The following is a 25945-nucleotide window of genomic DNA, read 5'->3' as shown; positions in this document are numbered from 1 at the left end:
GGCTGGATGTGTAAGCATAGCGATATGTTGAGCTGACCAGTACTAATAAATCAATAGGTTTAAAAGTAATGTGTATTTTATACATTTCAATGAGTTTTAAATTACTATTCAGTTTTCAGAGAATAATGCTCCGGATGGAGTTTTTTTATTTATTTTTAGAACAAAAATAAATAAAAAGGTAATAAAAATAACCTGTTGAATTTAATTATTTAAATTCAACTAAAATTAACTAATTATGTGATAATGTGGAAAATTTGGAAACAATTTCATAACCTCTAATTTGATATTTCTAAAACAATATATATGATGAATCATACTCAACTAAAAACATAAATATACCAAAAACCACTAAAAATGCTGTTTTTTGCGTAAAATATAGTCTTTTTATAAAAATATACGTGTAGTCTACACTATATATTTTTAAATGTTTGTTCCCAAAATACCTATATATATTGGTTTTTGGTGTTCTATCTACAAGTACTAAAATTAAAAAAAATAAAAAAATATTTAATAGAGAATATAAATTTGATATATTAATATTAATATTGTGTGAAAACGCAATATTATAAAAAATCACTTTATAGGAGAACAAAATATATGAAAATGAAAGCATTAGTTTATCATGGAGATCACAAGATTTCTTTAGATCTAGTTGATAAACCAGTTATTCAAAAACCTACAGATGCAATTGTTAAAGTCACGAAAACAACAATCTGTGGTACTGACTTAGGTATTTACAAAGGCAAAAACCCTGAAGTAGCTTCAGGAAGAATTCTAGGACACGAAGGAATTGGTGTTGTAGAACAAGTTGGTGAAGGTGTTACAAACGTTAAAGTAGGAGATAAAGTTCTTATTTCTTGTGTTACACCTTGTGGCAAATGCGACAACTGTAGAAAACAACTTTACTCACACTGTCGTGAAGACGAAGGTGGATGAAAATTTGGATACATGATTAATGGTACCCAAGCAGAATATGTACGTGTTCCATTCGCGGATAACAGTTTATATAAATATCCAGAAACAATTTCTGATAATATAGCAGTTATGTTGTCTGACGCGCTTCCTACAGGACACGAAATTGGTGTTAAATATGGTAATGTTAAACCTGGAGATTCTATTGCCATTGTAGGTGCTGGTCCGGTTGGTATGGGTGTATTATTAACTTCACAACTATACTCACCTGCCAACATCATCGTTATTGACCTTGACCCAAACAGATTGGAAATGGCTAAAAAATTAGGTGCAACTCACACAATTGTTCCATCAGCAAATCTTTTAGCAGATGTTCAAAAAATTGTTGGTGCAGATGGTGTTGATGTTGCTATCGAAGCTGTTGGTGTTCCACAAACATGACAAACATGTCAAGAAATCGTTAAAGCCGGAGGACACATTGCTGTTGTTGGTGTTCACGGTAAAAAAGTTGATTTTGATGTTCAAAATCTATGAATTAAAAACTTGACAATTACAACCGGTTTAGTTAATACAAATACGACTCCATTATTAATTAATGGTGTGTCAACAGGTAAATTGCCAGTCGAAAAACTAATTACTCACGAATTCAATTTAAGTGATATGATGAAAGCATATGAAACTTTCCTAAATGCTGCTGATACTAAAGCAATGAAATTGTTAATTGACGCAACAAAATAAAAATCTTAAACAAGGGCATTATCCTTGTTTTTTTATTTTAAGCTACTGCTAAATAAGATTATTTAAAGGATAATCAAAAAGTTTTGGCAAAAGACCTTTTCTAACGTTGACTTAAGGCGTTTAGACGTCTAAAATTCTTTTGTGAAGGTTAATGATTTATTTTTTGTAGATAAGATGTGAAAAAATAAAATCACCAACGCATAATTTGGTGATTTTATTTATTGATTCAATGTATTACTTTAAGTTTATTGCACGTTGCTGCACCGACATCTTTGACTATAACCAATTTTGCCAAATTAATATTAGTATGTGTAGCAATTGTAAAAATATGATGTGACATGCGTCCTAATTCAACAATTGATAATTCATCACACTAGCATTATTTTCTTCGGTAGCTTTTTTGTCGTTGATTTTTGATATTAATAACTTCGCCAACTTAGGTGATTTATTCAGTTAATTTGACAAAAATTATAAAAGAAAAATTAGAATTTTTAAATCAATCTTATTAATGTTGTTTTAATAGCTTTATAGTTCTTTAAAATCTAAGTTTTCCTTCTTACCCTGCTTTTATTTATTATATTTGTTTAATATTTGATCATCTAATGAAAAAAATATTTTTTTGTTTTTTTCATTTTGTTTTTTTATTATAATAATTAAGAAATTATGCGGATGTAGTTCAATGGTAGAACTCCAGCCTTCCAAGCTGATTATGCGGGTTCGATTCCCGTCATCCGCTCCATTTGTTTAAATAACACCGAAAGCAGTTATCTGCTTTTTTTAATATAAATTAATAATAAGGTAAAATAGATAATATGATAAATGACACAATAGCAGCAATTTCTTCAGGTGGAAAAATAAATCAAGCCATCTCAATAATTAGAGTTAGTGGTAGTGAAAGTACTCAAATAGTCTCGAAAATTTTCTCTGGAAAAATAGGAAAAAATCACACGATAACTTACGGTAATATTATTGATAACTTAAATGGAAACAAAATAATTGATGAAGTATTAGTTATGTGGTTTATAGGTGAAAAAACATTCACCGGTGAGGATACAGTTGAAATAAATTGTCACGGTGGTGTTGTAATAACTAACCGTATTTTAGAATTGCTTTTAGCTAACGGGGCTCGATTAGCCACACCGGGTGAATTTACTCGCAGAAGCTTCTTGAATGGCAAAATGGATTTAATCAAAGCGGAAGCAATAAATGATTTAATACATGCTCAATCAATGATTCAAACTGAATTAGCTGTTCAAAAATTTGATGGACGTACGAGTAAATTAATTGAAGATTTGAAATCAAAATTAATGTATTTAATTGGAAAAATAGAAGTTAATATCGACTATCCTGAATATGATGATGTAGAGAAAATTCTTGACAACGGATTACTTAAAGAGTTATCCGATTTAAATACTAAAATAAGTAATTTAGTTATACAAAGTGAGAATTCCAGACTGCTTTTCGAAGGAATTAAAGTCGCAATAATTGGAAAGCCCAATGTTGGAAAAAGTTCATTATTAAATTGTTTGCTTGGTGAGGAAAAAGCTATCGTTACCGATGAAGCTGGTACTACTAGAGATTTAGTCGAAGCTTCTTGACAGTATAAAGGTATTCTATTTAAACTTATTGATACCGCCGGAATCAGACATGCAAATGCTAAGGCTGAACAAATAGGAATCGAAAAGTCTTTTGAGCAAATAAAAAATGCCGATGTTGTTATTCATGTCTGTGATACACAACAACAAAATGACGAATTCGACACGAGAGTAATTGAGTTAGGTAAAAAATATAACAAAGAATTAATTACAGTTTGAAATAAAAAAGACCTAGCTAAGGCACCTAAAGGATTCATTTCTATAAGTGCTCAAAACAATGATATTGATAGCTTATTAGAAACATTAGTTAGTAAATTTAAAACAATGAGTATTAATGATGCTGATTTTGTAACGAATGCTCGTCAACTAGCTTTAATTAAAAAAGCTAAGAATAATATTGAATCTGCTATCAATTCATTAAATATGGGTCTATATTCTGACTTGGTAATTATTGATATTACAGAGGCTTGAAAAAATTTAACCGATATAACAGGTAGAGCAGACAATGAAGAATTATTGGATGATATGTTTAAGAACTTTTGTCTAGGGAAGTAGAGGAAAATATGGCAATAAAATTTGTTGATGCGCATACGCATCCACTGAAAGAATATTATAAAAATCCTGATGAAACAATAATGAATGCTTTTAATGAGGGTGTTGAAATTATGATGGTTACCGGTTGCAGTCTTGAAGAAAATAATGAGGTAATCGACACCTGTAAAAAATACGATTTTACATATCCTGTAATTGGTATTCATCCAAATCATGCCACAGGCGAGATAGATGGGTTAAACCTTGAAAAACAAATAACCGGTGATGTTAAAGCTATTGGTGAAATTGGTTTAGATTTCTTTTGAGATTCGGTCCCTAGAGAAATCCAAATTTCATCTTTGCACTCACAAATAAAAGTTGCTCAAAAATACAACTTACCCGTTGTTATTCATATGCGTGATTCATATGAAGAATTGTATGAAATATTGAAACAGTATCAAGATGTTAAATTTATGATACACACATTTAGCGGAGACCTTTACTGAGCCAAAAAATTTTCTGAATTCAATACATATTTCAGTATAAGCGGTGTTTCTACTTATAAAAATGCACAAAAAACTATTGGAGTTGTTGATTGGCTTCCAATTGACAGAATATTAACCGAAACAGATGCTCCTTATCTTTCGCCCGCTAATAAGAGAGGAACTGAAAATGTTTCTGAAAATGTAATCTATACAACTATGTTTTTAGCCGGAATTAAAAAAATGGCTCCTGAAAAATTTGCCAAACAAGTTGTTAAAAATGCGAAGGAGTTTTTTAATTTAAATGTCAAAAGGTAAAAGTATAGTAGCGAAAAAGAAATTTGGGCAGAATTTTTTGAATGATAAAAACATAATTAAAAAAACTATTGAAGTAATAAGTCCACTAGGTAAGAAAATTATTGAAATTGGTCCGGGTTTAGGAGCATTAACCGAAGAACTAAACAAGAAGGCAAATAAATTAATTGCCTTCGAAATTGATGAAGATATGATTAATCACTTGCTTAAAAATAATATTTTGTCCGAAAATCAAATTATTAAGGGTGATTTTCTTGATGCGGACTTAAGTGATTTTAATGGTTTTGAAATTGTAGGCAATATTCCATATTACATCACTAGTGAAATAATTTTTAAAATAATTGAAAACCGTAATAACTTCAAAAGAGCTACATTAATGGTTCAAAATGAAGTTGCAGACAGATTAGTAGCAAAAATAAATACACCAGATTATTCAAAATTATCAATAACTGTCCAGTACGTTGCTGATGTAAAAAAAGAATTATTTGTTAAAAAAACATTATTTTCACCAAGTCCTAAGGTTGATTCAGCAATTGTTACATTAGAATTTAAGGACGAAAATAATTCAAAATTCAATAAGCTTAAGGATTTCTTTAAATTATGTTTTCTTTCTAGACGAAAAAAATTGTCATGAAGTTTAAAAACAAAATATAGTGACGAAAAAATAAAACAGGCGTACAAAAATCTTAATTTAGGTGAATTTACTAGAATTCAAGAATTAGACCTATTTAAAATTGAAAAATTATACGACCAATTGGAGAGTGAATAAATGAATATTTGTGAATTTGATTATAAAAATGATTTAGAAACCTTTCAAACTAATCCTGAAATTATCGAGTCCAGACTTAAAAGCTACTCTAAAATGACTGAATTCTTATTTTTAATATCTATAGTAATACACATTGGCACTGCTGTACTATTCTTCTTCTTAGGTTGAATTGAAACATGGCATAAAGTCTTATTAAGCTTCTCGGTTATTATCACTGTAGTCCTATACATTTTCAGTTTTATTAAACTTATAGGACTATTCAGTTTCAAAAAAACATTCAGGTTAGCAGCGCAAGATTCAGAAAGCAAAAAAGCTTACAAAAACTATAAGATATATAAATTTTGTAAATTTGATTGAACTTGCTATAAGAAAATAAATTAAATTTGATAAAATTTATAGTTAAAGAAAGACATGGTGATATTATGCAAAAAATAACATTTATAGGTTCTGGGGCCTGAGCTTCTGGTTTAGCTACAGTTCTATCGAAAAACAATAAAAAAGTAACATTATGAGGTATTGATCAACAAGAAATTAGTGATATAAATAATGGACTAAATACAAAATATTTTGGAGAAACTAAATTTAATAATCCACAAAATGTTCAAGCTACAGCGGATTTAACTAAAGCCCTTGAAGATTTTGATTTATTAGTACTTGCTGTTCCTACAACAGTTATCGTTTCGGTTTTAAATAATATTAAAAAAATAATCGGCGATAAAAAAATTAATGTCATAAATGTTGCTAAAGGTATTGACGGTGTGTCTAAAAAATTTTTTTCTGAGGTAATTTCTGATGTATTAGATCAAAATTTATTAAACATTTGTTCATTAATCGGGCCTTCATTTGCAACTGAGGTATTTCAGAATAATTTGACTATTATCAATGCCGTGGGAAAGAACGAAACGTTTTTATCAGAAATAGCAAATTTATTTAATAACGAGACTTTTAAAATAGTAATAAATTTAGACGAAAAAGGAAGCGAAGTATATTCAGCTTTAAAAAATGTATTAGCTATCGGTATCGGTATTTCATCTGGTTTGTATTCTGCTAAAAATTTAGCTCCTGCATTGATATCTATAGGTTTAAAAGAGGTATCGGTTATTGCAAAAAAATTATATCCCGATTCTAACCCATTATCGGGCTATGAATTAGCAGCAATTGGGGATATAGTTCTAACTTGTTTGAACATGACAAGTCGTAATTTTAGTTTTGGAATTGAGATTGCTAAAAATGGTTTACTTTCAGCCTTGAATAGTAACACAAAAACAGTTGAAGGGTATAACACAGCTAAAATTTTAAATAAGATTTTAGATGAAAATAATGATATATATGTTCCTTTTATTCAAAGTATTGTTGATGTTTTAACCGGTAAAGAAGATCACCACGACTTACTAAAATTTATTGATAAATTATAATTTTTTATTAAAAATAAGTGCATTTCAATCTTTATCATTTTATAAATATGAAAACGATTCCATATTTATAAAATAATTTCGAATTTACTCATTTTATAATCGCTTACGTAAAAAAATGTTTTTAAAATACTATTTAAAAAACGTAATTTTATGTTCATTTTTTTTATTTGACTTTTTTGGTCATTTTTTTAAACCTTTTCCAGTATATAATAAGTGAATAATTAAAGAAAGGAGATTTATGACCCCGAAACAACTTTTATCAACTAACTGAAGTTCCACAGGATTCTTATACGAATTTCTAGCTACATTTACTCTAGTGTTCTTCACTATGATTTGAATGTTTATTGCAAAATTAACTAAAAAAGATAAAAATAAAATATATATGACTTTTGGCCTGACTTTTGTCACGTTTTTAATGTTTGTTATTCCTTGATCATGAAGTCATTTCTTGTCTTCAAAAGCATCAATGCCGTTAGCAAACCCATTAATAGTTATATTGCAAGCAATGCTACAAGGAATTGATATTAAAAATCATAGCATTTCTCCGATATTTTCGGGGGTATCCTATTTGATAGGTGCTCAAATTTTGGGAGGTGTTTGTGCGTTTATTTTATTTACTCCACTACACTTCTTGATGAGAAATTATTTTATAAAGCATCATAGTGAATATGATGCAAAGAATATTTCATTGCTAAGAATATTTCAAAACAACGAAGATTGTAATTCTAATGTTTTTAAATTCACAATCAAAGAATTTATTTTCATTTCGTTGTTTGTTACTACTGTTCCATTATTAAGTTATATAAGCCAAGTAAATTTTGGGACAAATGGTTATGATAAAATGATTATAACTATATTGGTAATTTGATTTACACTGTATTTATCGGCATTTTTTGGATTTTATGGATTTCATTTATATTTTTCGTTTATGAATTTAGTTACTTCCGTAATTTTAATTATTATAGTAGCACTAAAAAAACTTAATGACCAAAAAAGAGAATCAATGTTTTTATTGAAACGAAGTTCAATCAATTTCTCTATTATATTAATATTTACATTCGCTATACCGATTATTTTTGCCCTAATTATTTTTGGTATAACAAATATATCTAGTTCAACATTAAATTTTTAAAGGAAAGAAAGTATGAAAAAAAATAAAATACTAAAATTATTGCCAGTGTTTTCAGCGCCGGTTTTAATGGCTGCATCTTGCACATTGCAAAATTCAAATAACAAAAATAAAAACAGTATTACAGCAGATAATGAGCTTAATACTATAAAAATTAATAATTATCTGAAGTATAATGATATTTCACATAGAGTTTTAAAGTTTAAAAACCAGAATACAAAGTTATCTGATATAGAATTCATTGATATTTCTAGAAACAACTATATTCCAAATAAATTGTATTTTGATTTCGACGAATTCAAACAAATTCTTATTGACGAAGTAAAATTGGATAAGTATTTTACTGACAGTCTTAAATGAAAATATGATTTTCATAACATTCAACCCGATCCGGCAAATATTAATGATTTATTAATGCCAATAAAACTTATTACACCGATTGATAAATCAGTAGCATTTCAAGGATTATTTGTTGAAAACACATTAAATTTAAAACTTAAAGGATTGAAGTTAAGATCTAGCGATAAAAAATCAGTAGAACCAATTAATTCCATTATTGAAAAACTGCAGGCCGAAACCGCTCTTTTCACAGTTGAAATTAATAGTTCGAATTTAACTAAAAAAATGCAATTATTAAATAAGTGGGAAATATCAAATTTATCTACTAAACAACTAAATGATATATTTAATGTTAAGCTTTCCAAAGAGATTGATTTTGTAGATAACACTCATAAATTAGATTATTTTGTTAAAAATATAGATTTTACCCGCTTTGATGATTTGCATAAAATTAATGTAACCATTAGAGTTGTTGTAAGTGAATTAAACAAATCTAAACCAAACAATATAGGCTTTGACATAGAAAAGTTTATAGACCTAAATCAAAGTGTTAATGACAAAAAAATACAAGATGTGTTGATTAACCAATCGCTTTTAGCAAATTTACATTATTCAATTTTTGATTCAAATATTTACAATTCAGATTTTAATAAACTTACCAAAAATGATTTTGTCATCTCTTCGTTGAATAGTAATATCAAATATGAAATCATTGATTATATGCCTGTTAACTTCAGAAACGGTTTGTTGCATTTAAAAGCAAAAATTTTCGAACATGAATACGAACTAACTAAAAAGGTTGGTGTTGGTGAATTTACTAATCCATTCAAAAATGAGTTTGTTAAGGAAAATTTGAACGCGTTTAACTTTATTATAGATAATTTAACCAAAGAAGACTTACCTAAGGTTAATTCTTCAATTTATAATATATATTCGACAAAATTATTGTCGGGGGGATATGATTCAACAAGATCAGTGTATGGTTCAAGAATAGATACCCCAATATTCTTACATGTTGGTGAAGATTATTTAGCACCAGAATATACACCAATTGTTGCCCCTTTTGACGCAGAAATTGTAGGGGTTTTTGCTAGATCATTAAAAGATGGTCAAAAAGAAATTGCAAATGCCTCGGGGACATCATTGATGCTAAGAGTTGAAAAGAATAAATTACGTAATTACTCTCCTAGAGAACTAGAAATTAATTTTGGTATCCAAGACGAATCTGAATTAGAAAGCGGTTATATTTACATTGGTTTTATACATTTGGATGCGGGCTTGACTATGAATAATTCAGATTTAGGTTGAACAAGTTCTAAAGTTTCTTTAACAAAAGATGGCAAAAATGATTTTGATATTGTTGAAGGGGTATACCCTGACACACCAAAAAAAGTTTCTAAAGGTGAAATTATAGGTTTTTTAGGAACACCCGATACTAACGGAGGTTGAATGCCTCACGTACACATTACTGTTTACAATGATCAAGACAAATATTACAATGAAAACCGAATTGTATCAAAAATGACGCAAAGAAGTGATCGCGTGAAGAAATATAAAGTTAATTCAAATCCATTTTCATCGATAAGAGTAGACGGAGTCACTGCTAAACCAGCCGGAGCTGTTTACGAAACAGACGACCTAACAGCGAAGCAGGATAAAACAAAAAAACTTGATGAACCCCCAATTTGAATTTCAAATCCTATGCAACAACAAGAGCAACGAAACGGATTTGTAAATCCAAATGTGTTATTTAAAATAAGAGGTAATGAAAGTTTTTCGTTTGATTTAGAGGATTATTTTAAATTGAATAAATAGCAACTTAATTGTTGCTTTTTTTATTATTTTACACAACAGTTCAAAATACTATATAAAAAGGTTAATGATATTTATTTTTATTTTTTTTCTAAATATGTATAATATTTTCAGCACTAATTAATAAGTTTGTTGTATAATGTTTTCACATATGGCACCATAGCCAAATGGCCAAGGCATGAGTCTGCAAAACTTTGATTACCGGTTCGAATCCGGTTGGTGCCTCCATATTATGCGCCCGTAGCTCAACTGGACAGAGTGCTTGGTTACGGCCCAAGAGGTTGTGGGTTCAACTCCTGCCGGGCGCGCCATTTGTCGTTAGACACCTTATCCGCGATGCGGATTTTTTTATAAAATTGCAGTTTTAGTCAGATATATAACATGTAAAGGGATCGAAAATAATTTTTTTAATTTTTTATTTTGTTTTTTGTATAAATATATTATTATTTTATTGCAATTGCAAACGTAATTTAATGGCAAAATTCTAGCTTGCCATGCTAGTAATGGGGGTTCGATTCCCCTCGTTTGCTCCATTTGCGAAAGCACCTAAGAAATAAAATTAATAATTTATTTTGATAAAGTCGAAAATATGTGAAAAAAATTAAAAAAATATTTTGTAAAAATTATTTTTAGTTATAATAATTAAGCATATTTTCAGTGCCGATTTAGCTCAGCGGTAGAGCAGCTGGCTGTTAACCAGTTGGTCGCAGGTTCGATCCCCGCAATCGGCGCCATTATGGTCTGTTGGTGAAGCGGTTAACACACATGGTTTTCATCCATGCATACACGGGTTCGATCCCCGTACAGACTGCCATTTGGAGAATTAGCTCAGTTGGGAGAGCGGCGCCCTTACAAGGCGTAGGTCATGGGTTCGAGCCCCTTATTCTCTACCATTTGTTTAAATACACCAAACTAGATTAGCTAGTTTTTTTATTTACAATTTATAGTTCTTGTGTAAAAATAAGTTTAGGAGAAAAAAGAAATATGACAAAAAGAGTAATTATTACAAAAAATGATCCGAAATTATTAGAAGGTTTAAATGATGTTTCTGAATATTTGAAAACTAAAGGATTAGACTTGATTTTAGTTGAATTAATTAAAATTAGAACATCACAAATCAATAAATGTGCTTACTGTATTGAAATTCACACCAAAATAGCCTTAGACGCAGGTGAAACACCAAGAAGATTATATGCACTACCAGCATGACAAGAATCACCACTATTTAGCGATAAAGAAAAAGCAGTTTTATTAATGACTGAAGAAATAGCCCATATTTCAAATCAAGGTGTTACAGATGAAACATACTCAAAACTATGAGAATATTTTACTGAAGACGAAATCGCTAGATTAATTATGGTGGCAATTTCTATGAATGCTTGAAATAGAGTTGCATTAAGCGCAAAATTAGAACACAAAAAATAATTTTTTAGTCAACAAATAATGTTGACTTTTTTTATTTAAACACTAAAAATGATATATATTTAACACAATTAAAATAAATACTTTTTTTATTTGCAAAAACAAAAAAATGTATATAATGTATTTACAAATATACGCCGGCTTAGCTCAGTTGGTAGAGCAACTGACTTGTAATCAGTAGGTCGTAGGTTCGAGTCCTATAGCCGGCACCATTTTTGCGCGAGTGGTGAAATTGGCAGACACGCTAGATTTAGGCTCTAGTGCTTCACGGCGTGAGGGTTCAAGTCCCTCCTCGCGCACCATATGTATTAGCACCAAATATCGCATTCGCGATATTTTTTATTATCTATTTTAAATTTATCCACGCAATTTGATTGTAATATCATTATTCCCTAAATTGCTAATTTTAAGTTAAATATGGCGATTGTGCAGCAATTTATCCACATTATATAAATGGAAAAAGTTGATAAAAATTAGTTATTAAAGCATTGTAATATGTAATTGTAAGAAAAAAGAAAGGAAAAAATGGATAAAAAAATGGAATCTTTTTTGTTACAGTTAAGAATTTATGTCTTAACAAAATGATTTACTTATTATAAAAAAGATAAGTGAATCAACACTTAATTAAATAAGGAGAAAAATGATTTTATATAGAATTGGGGAAGTAATCTATAAAAATAACTCAAATATTATTTTTGAATCTGGGGGAGTTGGTTACAGTTTAATATTGCCTCAACACGAAAGAATTGAACCAAAACAAAAAATTAAATTATATTTGTTTGAAATTAAAAATGATTACTATAATGCAACATACGCTTTTAAAGAATTTAAAGAAAGGTTATTATTTATTGACTTAATTTCACTCAGTGGAGTAGGGCCCCGAGTAGCTTTTAATATGTTGAATGTTGGGTGAGAAAAGATCGCAAGTATGCTTTCGCTCGGTGATCTTGATGGATTAGTAAAAACACCTTACCTAAATCCTAAGGTTGCTAGATTAGCCGTTGCAGAATTGAGTGATAAGTGATCTAAAATGATTAATAATAAAAAAGCTCGAGAAATTTCTAAAACTTCTAACGTGCTAGATGAAGCAAAAACAACACTAAAAACCCTCGGGTTTCAGCAAAAACAAATTGATCAAGCGCTTAATAATGTGCCTTTATCTAATGATGTTGAAGTTATTATTCAACAAGCAATGTATGAATTAACAGGAAAACAACTTGAAAATGAAACCCCAACATTTACGACCCAGTAATTTTGTCGAATTCATAGGACAAACAAAATTAATTACTACCTTGAAAACTATGATTCAAGGTTCAAAACACAGAAATGAGCCTCTGGACCATATTCTTTTTTATGGTCCTCCAGGAACTGGTAAAACTACCTTGGCAACGATTATAGGTAATGAATTAAATTCGAAAGTTCATTATCTTCAAGGCTCATTATTGGAAAAAAAATCAGATATATTAAGTATTTTTGCCCATGTTAATTCTGGAGATATAGTTTTTATTGATGAAATTCACAGTATCAATAAAAACGTTGAAGAATTATTGTATTCTGCTATGGAAGATTTTAAAATAGACATCATTATTGGACCAGAAGGCGATTCAAAAGTAATGCGAATGAACCTAAAACCATTCACTTTGATTGGAGCAACGACGAAAATTAATTTACTAAGTCAGCCACTAAAAGATAGATTTGGATTTAAGGGCAGTCTCAATCCTTATAAAGACGAAGATATTTTACGAATACTACTGAATATCAGCAATAATTTTGACATTCAAAGCGATGAAAAATTATTATTGGTTATAGCTCAACATTCAAAAGCAACGCCAAGAGTTGCACTGAATTTATTAAAAAGAATTTATGATTTTGCAATAAAAAATAAGGAGAAAATTTTAACAGCCAAAACTGTACGACAAACTTTCAAATATTTAGAATTATTTGAATTTGGTTTGGGGAGAGAACATTTGGAATACCTGAGAGTTTTAAATGACGTATTTCCAGATTCATCAGCTTCGCTTGATTCGTTGGTTGGAATACTTAATTTTCAAAAAGAAAATATACTTTACGAAATTGAACCTTTATTACTGTATTTCAAATTAATTGAAAAAAGTCCCAGGGGTAGAAAATTAACACGAAAGGGTACACAATACGTTTTAAAAAATTATAGACAAGAATAATAGAGTGTTAGTTACTCTATTTTTCTTCTTTATTTATCGTGAAAGTTAAAAATCATTATCAATATAGGTAATCATAAATCTATAAAAAGACTTAAATATTAATATATAAATTAATACTTATTATATAATATAAAATTATGAAAAAAATAGTTGAATTCTTTAAAGGTATATTTAAATCCTCTGCGTGAAAGAAATTTTTTACCCTATCAGGTTGAAAAAGGTGATTTCTTTCGTTTTTCATTGTTACCGCTGCTGTTACAACAGTAGTAACCGGGTCAGTTTTATATACATCTAAAAATGTAAATAAATCAATCGAATATGGAGGCGGTCAAGAATTTTTGGTTCAAATTGAAAATAACGATTCAAACACGCCTGCAAAATCAATTGCAAAATCTTTGCAAAATAGAATTGGAGGTGGAGTTGAATTTGGGGCTACCGTAACAGAAGAGGGAAGGGACAAAATCAAATTATCAAAAAATGGTGATTTGAGTGCTAATGATCGCAAGACGTTAGAAAATGTAATTACAACTAAATCAACTATGATTTTTACTGATATTGATGGTCAACCTTTATTCAGAAATAATGTTTTTGTGGAACCAAACGTAAATAATAAAATCGATTGAAATAAAGAATTTGATAATGATGATTTATTAAAAACTTTTGTGCCCCCTATTAAATCTGCAAAATCAACCTTTACAGGACAAAATAATTATTTCGGCGTTGAAGTACAACTAGCTTCTAAAGCTGCTGAAATAGAATGGACTAAAGCCACCGAGTATTTAGCTAAAAAAGGTCAAGGTAAAAACTACCTATTAACATGATTAAACATTGGCGACCTAATAAGAAAAGCAAAAAAAGATTATTCAGCTGAATGAGATAAAGCTATGAGCAATCCTTACAATTTTGTTTATGTTGGGGAAAATCCTGAAGGTAGCATACTCAAATTAAATTCAATCAATGCTGAAAGCTATCTAATAAATAAAATCGGAGTTAATAGATCGCTTAACGGAGATAGTTTTGTAATCCCTTCTAATGCATCGGGACAACCACTACAACAATCATCAGCCCAAAAATTAGCTGAAGAAATAAACTTCGGTACAGCTAAATATGAATTAAAAGTAATTTCAAGCAACTATATTAATTTAAACAACGGTTCTGACCATAATATTTTTAACTCGGGTTATGAAATATCTTTAATTGCAATTGGTGTATGTTTCACTCTAATTGCAATTATGCTAATGATTAATTATGGACTTTTAGGAGCTTTAAGTACTATTTCAATGGCATTGTATATTTTTATCACAATGACTCTATTTTCGGTACTTCGTGGAGAATACTCTCCTATAGCGCTTGGTTCTATAATTGTCGGAATGGGAATATGTTTTGACATGAGTGTCATAACTTATTCGAGATTAAAACAGGAAGTTTATAAAGGTGAAAAAATGAGGAAAGCTGTAGGCACCACTCGACGAGCAACTCTTCAACCTATTTCCGATTCATTGATATTAACTTTATTAATTTCATTTATGGCGTTTTATTTTGGTTCTCAAACCGTAAGAACCTTTGGAATTTCATTGGTGTTTTCAATAATTGGAGTATTAATTGCGACATTATTAATCACCAGACTAGCTGCTTTATTATTGGTAAATTCAAAAGTGTTTATTAATAAACCTCAACTTTTAGGCATTAGACCTAATAAGATGTCAATTAAAAAAGAAAATAAGTTAGCTAATTTCGATTACTTAAAAAATGCCAAGTGATTTATTATTGCCGCTTTCGCTTTTATCCTTATTTCGATGGTTGTGTATGCAACTTTTGCGGGAATAAACAAAGATGTTGCCGCGGGATTTTCTAGATCATTTGATTTCCATGGTGGTACTAACATCACTATTCAAGCTGCCCCTGATTCTTCAATTAATAAAGCAATCGCCGACCAAATTTCATCTCATTTACAAACGAATGCTACTCAGTTTGGTATCGAAAATATTAATGATGTATTGAAAATTAATTCACTAAATTCTGACAATGCATCATTTAAATTGGTTATTCAAACAACTCAGTTTTTTGATAATATTCAATTAAAAAACATCTCAGATAGTTTACATAAAACTTTTACTGGTATTGATGTAATGAGTTACGGCGTCAACGCAAATCAGTCTCTATCATTAATAGCGACAACTTCATATGCATTACTTGCGGCTTGAATTATAATTTCAGTTTACGTTTTAATTAGATATAAATGAACATATGCAATTGCTATTTCGGTTTCGATTATATTTGAGATTCTGCTGACTCTATCTTTTGTTGCATTAGCACGAATTCAATTAAATGTATTGACAATTACAGCTTTTATTGCGATTATAGTCATTAGTGTTAAAGACAAATTGCTATTAGCTGCTAAAGCAAAAGAATTACACGAGTTAAATTATCACACCGATTTTATTGAAAAAGAGGATGTTGAAAACATTGCTAAGGTAGCAATAAACGCAAATATGAAACGTAGTATGTATAGCACGTTTACGATAATGACTATATGTATTATTATGTTAATTTTCTTTAATTCAATTAATCCATCATTTACCTTGATTTTATTGTTTGGTTCTGTCACATCAATATATGCTTCGATATTTATTTCAATGAAAATATGAAGCAAATTGGAAATCAAACGTCAAACAGGAATCAAAAAACGCTACAAAAATAAATATTGAGTTTTACCTGGGCATGATGAACAAATTTTCCCCGGTATTAATGATTTTATAGCATAGTAATATCGCCGGAGGCGATATTTCTTTTAAGGAGTCAAATATGTTTTATTTAATTTATAAGCCTAAAGGTATTTCATCGTTTAGTTGCATAAGAGATTTTGCCCGTCAACACAAGATAAAAAAAATAGGACATACCGGTACATTAGACCCGCTAGCTAGTGGTTTATTGTTAGTTGCTACAGATGAAGAAACAAAACTAATTTCATATGTAGCCAACAAAAACAAAACATATATAACCACAATTCAATTCGGGAAAGCTACTTCAACCTATGATTCAGAAGGCGATATTACTGATACTTCAACAGTAAAAATTAAATCGAATCAAGTTCATGATTTATTAAATTGATTAAGTAATCAAACGACGCAAATCCCACCAATCTTTAGTGCTAAAAAAGTAGATGGTGTCAGAAGCTATGATTTGGCCCGCAAAAACAAAGCATTTCAATTAAAGTCTCAAAAAATATCAGTAAATAACGTCAAACTGATTGATTTTGATGAGAAAAAACAACAATTGACAGTTGAATTATCAGTCAGCAACGGCACATATATTCGTTCACTTGCAAATGATCTAGGTCTAGCGTTTGGCACGGTGTCTTTTATGCTAGAACTGGAACGAATTGAAATTTCAGGATTACATAAAAATCTACTTTCGAAAAAAAATTATATTGCTATAATAAATGTCCTACCCCTTGTGGAGTTGGGAAATATTATAGTAAATAATACCCAATTAGAACTTCTGTCAAAAGGACAAATAATAGATATCAATGCAGATGACGGAACTTATTTACTCACTTCTCAAAACACACAAGATATGGTTTTAGGGATTATAGTAATCAACCAAAATAAAGCTAAAGTGAAAAAATTATTTGGCAACCGGTTGTTTAAAAAGGAGTAAATATGACAAAATCAGCACTTAGAGAAAATATTAAATTAGCAGCATTTGACATTGACGGTACTTTATTGCCGTATGAACAGCCAGAATTTAGTGACACTGTTTCCTTAATGTTTACTAAATTAAAAGAAAGCAACATTTATTCTACGTTGGCCACAGCGAGAGAATTTGTTACTATTGGAAGCTTAATGGATAAAACTGAAGATTTAGACTTTTTTATTGGTGCTAATGGTATGTTTGTTTATCACCTTAAGTCTAATAAAATAATTTACGAAAAAACAATAGCTTTTGAAGATTTAAAAACTTTATATGAAGAATTATCTTCAATTCCTGAATACAAAGGTTTAACAGTTACAGATTTAGACTATTGTTACCACACTCCAGGAATGAATTTAGACACATGATTTTTAAGACCTCATAACAAAAAAATGAAACCAATGAACTGAGACATCATGGATAAAAATCACCTTCATATCATTACTATTCAAACTGAAAATCAAGAGGGAACTGATGCGGTTATTGAAGCAATTAATGAAATTATCGAAAAACACGATATGCCGCTTGAAATTAATTCATCATGACATAAAGGTGTGTTTGTGTGTCCAAAAGGCGTTACTAAATCTCATACCATTCAGTGATTAGCTAATTATCTGGATCTAAATAACCACAATAATGTTATAGCTTTTGGTGATAGCTCAAACGATTATGAAATGCTAAAAGATGCAGCTTATGGTGTAGCAATGGAAGATGCCGATGAATATCTAAAACTTGTTGCGAGAGATGTTGCTAAAAGTGTTAATGTTGATGGCGCATATTGAAAATTAAAAGAATTAAATTTAATAAAATAACATATAATAAAATCATGTCATTACATGTATATAATTTAAATAATTTACCTACTTTGAATAAGCCAATCTTTATGATTGGCTCTTTTGAATCATTTCACGCTGGGCACAATATGCTTTTTGAAAAAGCAAAAGAATTGAGTAAGGGGATAAGAGATATTGTAATCGTTTATTTCGTCGATGTTGAAAACTTACCTAAAAATAATACAGGTGTTTTTACTGACCATTTATTTAGACTGCAAGCTTTTGCCGGAATTGGCTTCAATATCGCACTTCAATTAAAATACAGTGAAATTCGTCAATTATCACCCGAAGAATTTATTGACAAAATTGTAAAAAACCAAACTGATTACGACATTGTAACTGGTGCTGATTTTAGATTTGGACTTAATGCTAGCGGTAATATTAAAACTCTAGATCGTCTATTGAATAATAACTTTCATGCGGTTGAATTAATGAAGTTGAATGGCGAGCATAAAATTTCTACATCTTTTATAAAAGAATGTGTTTTATCCGGAGATTTAGACTTAGTTAATTTTCTTAATCTTTTTAAATTTGGATTCAATTCGAAGATTACTAAAATTAATAATGAGTTATTGCTAGACTTTGATTCTAAACTTATTAAAATGAGACCTGGTGTTTATTGCGCGAATATCGAAGTGGATAATATGTATTATTATTGTTTATTGTTGGTCAAGAATAATGGTTCAAGAACCATCGAGATGATTGATTTTGATTGAAAATCATTATCTACATTTAATTGTAAAATAACTGTCAATATGCTACTGAGACCTTTTTTACCTAATTCTCTTGAAGAATCAATTGCCGAAGATTTTGAGCACAGTAAAGAATATTTTATATTCCAATCGCAAAATTATAAATAATTTCAAAATTTAAATATTGTGGTAAGATATTACAGTAAAAATTAAATAAATTTTGTTCTAGGTAAAATCATGGAATTTTCACTTGGACAAAACATAATAAAGGAGATTATTATGATTACAAAAAACCAAAAGGCAGAATTAGTTGCTAAATACGGAAAAAATGCTAAAGATACTGGTAGTTCATTTGTGCAAATTGCTATCTTGACAGCTGAAATTGAAGATTTAAAACAACACTTTGCAAACAACCCTAAAGATAACCATTCACGTCGTGGTTTCTTGGCTAAAATTTCAAAACGTCGTGTTTTATTAGCAAAACTTAAAAAAGACGACTTCGATTTATACAGCAAAGCATTAACAGAACTAAACTTAAGAAAATAGTTCAAAAAAAGACTCGCTTCTGCGAGTTTTTTATTAAAATTTATAAATATAGAAAGTATAATGAAAACTATGACTAAAACACAAATTAAAGATTTATTATTAACAGAATTGAGCAAAGTTGCAAAAGAATTAAAAATTAGCCGTGAAGTAGTTCTAATTGAACCTAAAGACCATGGCGATTTGACAACTAATATGGCGATGGGTAACAAAGGAATTAAACCTTTAGATTTAGCGCAAAAAATAGTTGAAAAAATAAATGACCACAAAAACGAACTGGGTATATCAAATATTGAAATAGCAGGTCCAGGATTTATTAATTTTTTCATTAAAAAATCTAGTTTTGTTGATGGGGTAAATCAAATTCTCGAACTTGGTCAGGATTATGGAAGAGGAAATAGAGACGGCAATATCAATATTGAGTGAGTTTCTGCAAACCCAACTGGTTTTATGCATGTTGGACATGCGAGAAATGCTGCAATAGGTTCTACTATTGCCAATATTTGTGAATTCAGCGGTCTAAATGTAACTAGAGAATATTATATTAATGATGCTGGTAATCAAATTAATTTATTAGCACAAAGTGTTTTCGCACGTTACCAACAAATATTTAATCCTGATTTTCAGATGCCTGAAGATGCATATTTTGGGGAAGATATTATATGAGCCGCAAATGAATTCAAGAACCAGTTTGGTAATAAATATAAGAACACTAAATTGGAAAATGAAGTTTTAGATATTTTTAAACAAGAGAGTGTTACGTTATTTTTAAGTCAAATTAGACATGATTTAGCTAGATTTAATGTATATTTTGACAAATACTTCAGTGAAAAATCACTTTATACAAATAATAGTCAATTAATTAAACACACATTAAATAAATTGAAAAACACCTATACCAAGGATGGCGCCTTGTGGTTAAAAACAACCTTAGATGGTGATGATAAAGATAGAGTATTAATTAAAAGTGATGGGTCATACACTTACTTTTTACCAGATATTGCTTACCATAATATTAAATTTAATTCTAACGGAAAAGATCCTGTCATATTAAATGTTTGGGGAGCTGATCACTCAGGTTATGTCAAAAGAATGGAATCAGCTATGAAAAATTTAGGTCACGATTCAGACAAATTGATTGTTTTATGTATGCAACTCGTCCGTTTAATCAAAAATGGTGAAGAATTTAAGATGTCAAAACGTAAAGGAACCAGTTTTTGATTGCGTGAATTTATAGATTTGGTTGGCAGTGACTCAGCAAGATTTATCTTGTTAGATCGTACAACAAATACCAAACTTGATTTCGATATTGACTTGGCGACAACCAAAACAAATGATAACCCTTCATTTTTAGTACAATATTCAAATGCTCGAGCATTTGCGTTGCTTGAAAAAGCTAATGCCAGTGAGCTAAATTTAGTTGCTCAAGGATATGATGAGGAAGCAGACATTAAATTGATTTCAACATTGTTAGAATTTCCCGAAATTATCGAAAAATCTGCTGATAAATTAGTTACGAACCTGCTAACTCAGTATGCAATCAAATTAGCAAAAGAATTTAACTCATGATATTCAAATACCGAAAAAATAATTGATAAAAAAGACCAAACAAGTGCTCTAGCACTAGTGAAGTCAGTTAACATTGTATTGGAAAATTCAATGAAATTATTGGGAATTTCAATTCCACACAAAATATAATAATTTTCAAAATAAAAATCAACATCTTGTTGCTAGAGATGTTGATTTTTATTCAATTTAAAAACAACCTTATTTATCTTATCATACATAAATCTAAGTGTGGCAGTAAAAAATCATAGCATGATAGCACCAATTGAAATTCCCATTCAAATCCAAAATGGATTTAGAAATCAAGGGTTGGAATTTCATTTTAATAATTGGTTCATTATTTCTATTCCAAATAATGGTGATTCATATGGAGATGAAACAAACATATTTCAGGTATGTCTAATTAAGTTTTTTTGTTCAAGCATATGTTGAAATATATTTAAGTAGGTAGCTAATATTATTCACCCCATTCATATACCACAACTAATTAAAATATTTATGACATTTAATTTTACTGCTTTGCGCAAAATTAATCAAAAACCAATAATTCCCATTAACGAATGGTACACTATACTGTGTCAAAAGGTAAAAATGTTGTTTGTCACAATTGAATCGATACCGATTATCATTGACCACCCAAAAAGAGAATAAAACGGTGCAATAAATTTGATAATAAAATTGTGAAATTCCTTTGTTCAAATAACAGTGTAAATAACACCTAAGAATAGTAAGATTGAACATATGTAAAATGGAAAATAATTTAGATGGGAGTATCATTTTAAAGACCCATTTTCAACATATGCTTGTTTGCAAACTCATTTTAAAATTTCTGTAATAATAAAAAGCCAAGACACTGTTGTAATTACTATTCTTTGGTTTTTGAGATTTGCATCAATAAATAAAGCAAAGGCTATTGCAATAGTAAAACCAGTAATTATGATTATTATGTGAGTTAGGGACCACTGAGTTATTGTTCTTTCAAAATTTGCATTTAAAAGATAAATTATTATGTAATTCACATTAATATTATAGTTTAATGTGGATTAGTAGTAATATAACTTTTTGAATTTTTGTTGCTCGAGTTTTGTTGCTTAGATAAACATCAAAAGAGGGGATAAAATAACGAAATATCCAGAAGTGTAATTTGCATCTCTTTTAAAAAATAACTAGGCCTTGAGTTTATCAAAAGGTTATACTTAAAAAATATATAGACTTATAAAGTTTCTCTTAAATTCGGTCGGTATTTCAAAATTTGCTTGAACACAGTCGTATAGATTAATATGAGGATAAGTGCATTGATAACTTTGGATGAATGACGTAATTTAATAAAAAATATTGATATATAAAAAAAGATAATATATGATCTTAGACAAGATTGTAATGCACCTTTTTACTAATCATTATTAAAAAAATATTATTTTTATATATAGATGAAATGTTAATTTTTTTATTTTTAAAAATCAAAATTAATTTAAGTAAATTCTAATGAGAATAAAGCACTTCATCAATAATGGAATGATACGGTTTTCATATTTTTCCACAGTTATAAATAAGAATATATTTTCTATACCATTTTTTTGCTTTTTTATGTTTTCAATTTCTAACGTTTTATATAATTTAAGTATAAATATTTATATTTATGAAAGGAAAATTATGAAAATTATTATTGTTGGAGCTAACCATGCCGGAACATCTTTTATTAGAACATTAAAAACAGTTAATAAAGATGCAGAAATTACTGCTTATGACAGAAACACAAACACATCATTTTTAGGATGTGGGATTGCAGTATGAGTGGCAGGCGAATTTAATGAACCTGGTGGTTTATTCTATTCATCGCCTGAAATTTTGAAAAACGACTATGGGGTTAATTTAAAGACTAACCATGAAGTTATCGGAATTGATAAGGCAAATAAAACTGTTACCGTTGTTAATTTAGCTGATGGAAAGACATTTACAGATAAATACGACAAATTAGTATTTGCTGGTGGTACTTGACCTGTCGAACCAAAAATTAAAGGTATTGATTACAATAACATTGTTTTATCAAAACTTTATCAACACGCACAAAAGCTTATTGAATATGCAAATGATTCAAAAGTTAAGGATGTAATTATTGTTGGGGCTGGCTACATCGGTGTTGAACTAGTTGAAGCATTCCATATTAAAGGAAAAAAAGTTACATTAATTGACATTAATTCAAGAGTCGCATGTAATTACTTCGGTCAAGAATTTACATCGGTAATGGAACAAAATATGGCTAAAGATGGCGTTAAACTAGCTTTAGGCGAAAAGGTAGTAGAATTTAAGTCTAAAAATGGTAAAGACGTTTCATCTGTAGTTACTGATAAAGGCGAATATAAAGCAGATCTAGTAGTAATGTGCATTGGTTTCAAACCTAGAACAGAAGTGTTAGATGTTGAAAAGATTGCTAATGGAGCGATTGTTGTTGATGAATTCCAAAGATCAGTTTCAGATGAAAACATTTATGCATTAGGTGATTCATGTGCCCTAAAACACGTTGTAACAGGGGACAATAGACACGTTGCCTTGGCTACAAACGCTGTTAAATCAGGTATAGTTGCAGCTTTACACATGGCGGGTGTTAATGTTCCATTCCCGGGTGTTGCTGGTACTAACGCTATTAATGTATTTGGTTGCCACTATGCCGGAACCGGTTTCACTGAAGAAATGGCTAAAGCTAACGGCTTTGAAAACGCTGCTTCAGTTCACTGATCAGACATGGACAAACCTGAATTTATGCACGATGCTGAAAAAGTTGCATGTACTATTGTTTATGACAAAGAAACAATGAAATTATTAGGTGTTCAATTAGGTTCATGAGGAAACACAGTACACGCAGAAACTGTTTATATGTTTGCGCTAGCAATTCAAAAAGGTTTAACATTACCTGAAATTGCTTTAACAGACGTGTTCTTCTTACCACACTTTAACAAACCATTTAACTTTTTCTTAATGCCTATGCTACAAGCATTAGGATTAAACTACAAAAAATAAAAATAAATAAAATAAAATTCAGGCAGTGTCTGAATTTTATTTTTTTAACAATTGTTTATTTTTAAAATAAGCAACAAGTAATTTTTGCTTGATATCTTCAATATTGAAGACTGAATCTGTGGCTTCATAAGTTTCTTTCAATGCATTTTTCGCTGTTTTTCAACCAACTCCATCAGTAATTCAAACGAATCTGAATTTTTCTTCATTCGCTGTTTCAATAGCAATATTTTTATAACTTCTTGCGGTTTCATTTAATTTTGAGCCACCTGAGCTGTAAAAATTACACTCTATGCCATAGTAAATTCCATTGTCGAAAACAATGAAATCAAATTTTTTCTTATTTTGTATATTTTTGTTATTAATTTCTACACCAAGATTTGACAAAGTTGTTTGTTTAAATAAATTTTCATTAATAGCATAGCCAAAATTTATTAATGAATTTTCAACAAGCTCTTCCATTAATTTTCCAACTCGATTTTTTCGAGCGTTACTGTCCAAACCCACTTCAAGACCAAAAACATAATCTTTAATATTTGTAATTTCTTTACGTTCTAAAATTTTAAAAAATCCTGTTTTATTCATCAAATCTACGTAATTTTGAAGATTTTCACTTTCAAATTTATTAAAATATATTTTTCTTCCATTTGACACTTCTATGCATTCATTATGTTTTATTCTTTTTGCTAATAATATCGGTAAAATTTCAACTAATCTTGGATTATTTAGAATTATTTTCCTAAAATCTTCCTCGATGTTTTTGGAACCTATTAAGGAATTCATTTTACTTAATTCATTATTTATCTTATTTACATTGCTGCGAACTTTAGGAAAATCAACAAAATAGTCATATGAGAACAATACAGATTTAAATGTTTTTAGTCAATCTTCAAATTTAAGTTTCATTTTACTCCTTATTTGTTCAAAAATTATTAAGCGTATTTAAAATATAAGCGCGGAAAAAACTTTTTTATCATAAATTAATAGTTAGTTATTAAAACTTCTTCTACATCTTTGCGAGTATTAACGTTTGAACCTATTAATCTCTTCACGTAAATGGTTTCTATAATGTAATCCTTGAATAATTCCTTAATAAAATCTGAACCATGGTTGCTAATCATGACTTTTACATCTTTTTTTGTCAATGAATCAACAATGTTTTTCAGTCTAATTTGGTCCTTGATATAAAAGTTGTCTTTAGTATATGAAGTAAAAGATTTACGTTCATTTAAATTTGCATATGGTGGGTCTAAATAGACAAAATCTCCAGTTTGAGCTAGTTTCAGCACTTTTTCAAAATCGGTGTTATAAATATATTTATTTTTTCCGTTTAGCAATCTATATATTGAATCGAAATTTTCGTTGTCAAAAAGCTTAACAATATTCTTTTTGCCTGAAGGCACATTGAAAAAACCATTTTTATTTACACGATATAAACCATTAAAACAAGATTTATTAAGGTAGATGAGTCTGGCCGCTCTTTCTGGTCTTGTGAGTAATGAAAAATTAGAATCTCTATCAAGATTTCTTATTTCATAGAAATATTCATCATTATGGTTTTGCGCGTGATTTTCTAAAATTTTAATAAGTCCATTGTAATCTCTTTTATTTGTGAAGCATTTGTATGTATCAATTAATTCACTATTTATGTCATTTATAATAAAGTCTTTCGGTTGAATATGAAAAAAAAGAGCTCCGCCCCCGACGAATGGTTCTATATATTTATTATATTTAGTTGGCATTTTGGACTTTATTTTAGGTATTAATTTAGCCTTGCCCCCAGCTCATTTAACAAATGGTTTCATATTCACCTCTTTTTAATAATTACATTATATAAAAAAAACAAAATATTTCTATTTATACATATAGTGAGTTGAAAATTTTATTTTTAAATAAATTTGACGAAATTAACTGTTAATAAACTAATACTAGTAAATTTTGTTGTTATAACTAACAATGCCTTC

General features: G+C 29.3%; 21 protein-coding genes and 9 tRNA genes. 26 read left to right on the top strand and 4 right to left on the bottom strand.

Features of this window, described 5'->3' with window-relative positions; genetic code table 4:
• Positions 1–597 precede the first annotated feature (597 nt).
• Positions 598–1650 (top strand): zinc-dependent alcohol dehydrogenase family protein, encoded by a 1053-nt coding sequence (locus NW238_RS02815; protein ID WP_258451777.1) that lies wholly within the window; start codon positions 598–600, stop codon positions 1648–1650.
• Positions 1651–1864: 214 nt separating this feature from the next.
• On the opposite strand, the gene NW238_RS02810 is transcribed toward NW238_RS02815, so the two are convergent.
• A complete protein-coding gene (locus NW238_RS02810) occupies positions 1865–1990 on the bottom strand; it encodes a hypothetical protein (RefSeq protein ID WP_258451776.1) in 126 nt (41 codons plus the stop codon).
• A 325-nt stretch (positions 1991–2315) separates the two neighbouring features.
• Here NW238_RS02810 and NW238_RS02805 point away from each other — a divergent pair.
• The 24 genes from NW238_RS02805 to argS all read left to right on the top strand — a co-directional run bounded on the left by NW238_RS02805 (position 2316) and on the right by argS (position 21098).
• Positions 2316–2389, top strand: a tRNA-Gly gene (locus NW238_RS02805).
• A gap of 73 nt (positions 2390–2462) precedes the next feature.
• Positions 2463–3800, top strand: a complete 1338-nt coding sequence (gene mnmE, locus NW238_RS02800) for a tRNA uridine-5-carboxymethylaminomethyl(34) synthesis GTPase MnmE (protein ID WP_216567840.1) — start codon at positions 2463–2465, stop codon at positions 3798–3800.
• An 8-nt stretch (positions 3801–3808) separates the two neighbouring features.
• Positions 3809–4576, top strand: coding sequence for a TatD family hydrolase (locus NW238_RS02795; RefSeq protein ID WP_216505567.1), 768 nt, complete (start codon positions 3809–3811; stop codon positions 4574–4576).
• Entirely contained in the window at positions 4563–5342 is a 780-nt protein-coding gene (rsmA, locus tag NW238_RS02790) for a 16S rRNA (adenine(1518)-N(6)/adenine(1519)-N(6))-dimethyltransferase RsmA (protein ID WP_216505566.1), read from the top strand. The genes NW238_RS02795 and rsmA overlap by 14 nt, the downstream gene beginning before the upstream one ends.
• A gap of 422 nt (positions 5343–5764) precedes the next feature.
• Positions 5765–6757, top strand: a complete 993-nt coding sequence (locus NW238_RS02785; protein WP_216505565.1) for an NAD(P)H-dependent glycerol-3-phosphate dehydrogenase — start codon at positions 5765–5767, stop codon at positions 6755–6757.
• Positions 6758–6995: 238 nt separating this feature from the next.
• A complete protein-coding gene (locus NW238_RS02780; RefSeq protein ID WP_216505564.1) occupies positions 6996–7889 on the top strand; it encodes an MAG4940 family membrane protein in 894 nt (297 codons plus the stop codon).
• Between the two features lie 12 nt (positions 7890–7901).
• Positions 7902–10040, top strand: a complete 2139-nt coding sequence (locus NW238_RS02775; RefSeq protein WP_216505563.1) for an MSC_0775 family lipoprotein — start codon at positions 7902–7904, stop codon at positions 10038–10040.
• Positions 10041–10190: 150 nt separating this feature from the next.
• Positions 10191–10265, top strand: a tRNA-Cys gene (locus tag NW238_RS02770).
• 6 nt (positions 10266–10271) lie between these two features.
• A tRNA-Arg gene (locus tag NW238_RS02765) sits at positions 10272–10348 on the top strand.
• 148 nt (positions 10349–10496) lie between these two features.
• Positions 10497–10570: transfer RNA gene (locus tag NW238_RS02760), tRNA-Gly, on the top strand.
• Between the two features lie 126 nt (positions 10571–10696).
• Positions 10697–10771: transfer RNA gene (locus NW238_RS02755), tRNA-Asn, on the top strand.
• Positions 10772–10775: 4 nt separating this feature from the next.
• Positions 10776–10851: transfer RNA gene (locus NW238_RS02750), tRNA-Glu, on the top strand.
• A 3-nt stretch (positions 10852–10854) separates the two neighbouring features.
• Positions 10855–10930, top strand: a tRNA-Val gene (locus NW238_RS02745).
• Positions 10931–11021: 91 nt separating this feature from the next.
• On the top strand, positions 11022–11462 hold the full coding sequence (locus tag NW238_RS02740) for a carboxymuconolactone decarboxylase family protein (RefSeq protein ID WP_258451775.1): 441 nt from the start codon (positions 11022–11024) through the stop codon (positions 11460–11462).
• Positions 11463–11595: 133 nt separating this feature from the next.
• A tRNA-Thr gene (locus NW238_RS02735) sits at positions 11596–11671 on the top strand.
• Between the two features lie 5 nt (positions 11672–11676).
• Positions 11677–11761: transfer RNA gene (locus tag NW238_RS02730), tRNA-Leu, on the top strand.
• Between the two features lie 338 nt (positions 11762–12099).
• Entirely contained in the window at positions 12100–12711 is a 612-nt protein-coding gene (ruvA, locus tag NW238_RS02725) for a Holliday junction branch migration protein RuvA (RefSeq protein ID WP_216505561.1), read from the top strand.
• Positions 12683–13639: a Holliday junction branch migration DNA helicase RuvB gene (gene ruvB, locus NW238_RS02720; RefSeq protein ID WP_216505560.1), complete on the top strand. Its 957-nt coding sequence runs from the start codon at positions 12683–12685 to the stop codon at positions 13637–13639. Before ruvA ends, ruvB begins: the two co-directional genes overlap by 29 nt.
• Positions 13640–13776: 137 nt before the next feature.
• Entirely contained in the window at positions 13777–16404 is a 2628-nt protein-coding gene (secDF, locus tag NW238_RS02715) for a protein translocase subunit SecDF (RefSeq protein ID WP_216505559.1), read from the top strand.
• Positions 16405–16444: 40 nt separating this feature from the next.
• On the top strand, positions 16445–17299 hold the full coding sequence (gene truB, locus NW238_RS02710) for a tRNA pseudouridine(55) synthase TruB (RefSeq protein WP_216505558.1): 855 nt from the start codon (positions 16445–16447) through the stop codon (positions 17297–17299).
• Positions 17300–17301: 2 nt separating this feature from the next.
• Complete coding sequence (locus NW238_RS02705) at positions 17302–18144, top strand: YcsE-related riboflavin metabolism phosphatase (protein ID WP_216505557.1); 843 nt, start codon at positions 17302–17304, stop codon at positions 18142–18144.
• 14 nt (positions 18145–18158) lie between these two features.
• Positions 18159–19025 carry an FAD synthase gene (locus NW238_RS02700; protein ID WP_216505556.1) on the top strand — a complete coding sequence of 289 codons (867 nt, stop codon included), beginning with the start codon at positions 18159–18161 and terminating at the stop codon, positions 19023–19025.
• Between the two features lie 111 nt (positions 19026–19136).
• Complete coding sequence (gene rpsO / locus NW238_RS02695) at positions 19137–19403, top strand: 30S ribosomal protein S15 (RefSeq protein ID WP_171110956.1); 267 nt, start codon at positions 19137–19139, stop codon at positions 19401–19403.
• A 69-nt stretch (positions 19404–19472) separates the two neighbouring features.
• Entirely contained in the window at positions 19473–21098 is a 1626-nt protein-coding gene (gene argS / locus NW238_RS02690) for an arginine--tRNA ligase (RefSeq protein WP_216567836.1), read from the top strand.
• 32 nt (positions 21099–21130) lie between these two features.
• On the opposite strand, the gene NW238_RS02685 is transcribed toward argS, so the two are convergent.
• The gene (locus NW238_RS02685; protein ID WP_216505554.1) at positions 21131–21436 is read right to left on the bottom strand and encodes a hypothetical protein; all 306 of its coding nucleotides are present in this window, start codon (positions 21434–21436) and stop codon (positions 21131–21133) included.
• A 1183-nt stretch (positions 21437–22619) separates the two neighbouring features.
• Between NW238_RS02685 and NW238_RS02680 the strand changes: the two genes are divergently transcribed.
• Complete coding sequence (locus NW238_RS02680; protein ID WP_216505553.1) at positions 22620–23984, top strand: FAD-dependent oxidoreductase; 1365 nt, start codon at positions 22620–22622, stop codon at positions 23982–23984.
• Between the two features lie 36 nt (positions 23985–24020).
• On the opposite strand, the gene NW238_RS02675 is transcribed toward NW238_RS02680, so the two are convergent.
• A complete protein-coding gene (locus tag NW238_RS02675) occupies positions 24021–24887 on the bottom strand; it encodes a type II restriction endonuclease (protein ID WP_216505552.1) in 867 nt (288 codons plus the stop codon).
• A 74-nt stretch (positions 24888–24961) separates the two neighbouring features.
• The gene (locus tag NW238_RS02670; RefSeq protein ID WP_216505551.1) at positions 24962–25786 is read right to left on the bottom strand and encodes a DNA adenine methylase; all 825 of its coding nucleotides are present in this window, start codon (positions 25784–25786) and stop codon (positions 24962–24964) included.
• Positions 25787–25945: the final 159 nt, after the last annotated feature.

Source organism: Mycoplasma zalophidermidis (assembly GCF_024742155.1).
In the GTDB taxonomy this organism is placed as follows: domain Bacteria; phylum Bacillota_I; class Bacilli_A; order Mycoplasmatales; family Metamycoplasmataceae; genus Mycoplasmopsis; species Mycoplasmopsis zalophidermidis.
The sequence above is the reverse complement of the archived record's forward strand: the minus strand, read 5'-3'. Positions and strand labels throughout refer to the sequence as shown.